The organism is Mycobacterium helveticum, assembly GCF_007714205.1.
GTDB lineage: Bacteria > Actinomycetota > Actinomycetes > Mycobacteriales > Mycobacteriaceae > Mycobacterium > Mycobacterium helveticum.
This window is the reverse complement of the sequence record NZ_VMQU01000347.1, coordinates 1-603: the sequence shown is the minus strand read 5'-3', so window position 1 is coordinate 603 and position 603 is coordinate 1. Positions and strand designations below refer to the sequence as shown.

Genomic DNA, 603 nt, shown 5'->3' with positions numbered 1-603 from the left:
CGCGACTGCCAGGCCTTGATCTCATCGACGACGACCTCGGTGATATTGGAGATCAATTCCCGCGACACGGCAGCCCCATACACCTCGCCCAAGTGCGCCTCGATATCGCGGGTCGTCATTCCCCGTGAATACAGCGACAACACCACCGAATTGATGTTGTTGAGCCGGCGCGTCTTCTTCGGCACGATCGCCGGCTCGAACGAACCGTTACGATCGCGCGGCGTATCGATCTGCACCGGCCCGTTGACGGTGGTCACGGTTTTCGGCGTCGTGCCGTTGCGGGAATTGCCCGACCCGCGCCCGGCCGGATCGCCGGCCTCATAGCCCAGATGATGAGTCAACTCCGAATTCAGCGCCCGCTCCAGCACCGCCTTGGTCAACTGGTTCAGCAAACCGTCCGCGCCGTCGATCGGGGTCCCCGACTTCACCGCATCCTTGATCAGCGAATCCAGCGTCTCCGTCGTGAACGTCTCCGCCAGCCGCCGCGCCGCCGTCTTCTCCTCAGCCAACGCCTGCGTGGTCTTCATCACAAAACACTCCTTCTGCTCCGCCCAACGGCGGTCCGATGATGGACCACCCCGGACTTACACAGATGGAATGACA

At 62.4% G+C, this 603-nt stretch carries 1 protein-coding gene; it reads right to left on the bottom strand.

All coding sequences use genetic code 11. The features are described 5' to 3' along the window. On the bottom strand, positions 1 to 479 hold a 479-nt coding region (locus FPZ47_RS27855; protein WP_428321258.1), incomplete at its 3' end, for a transposase. Positions 480 to 603 lie beyond the last annotated feature (124 nt).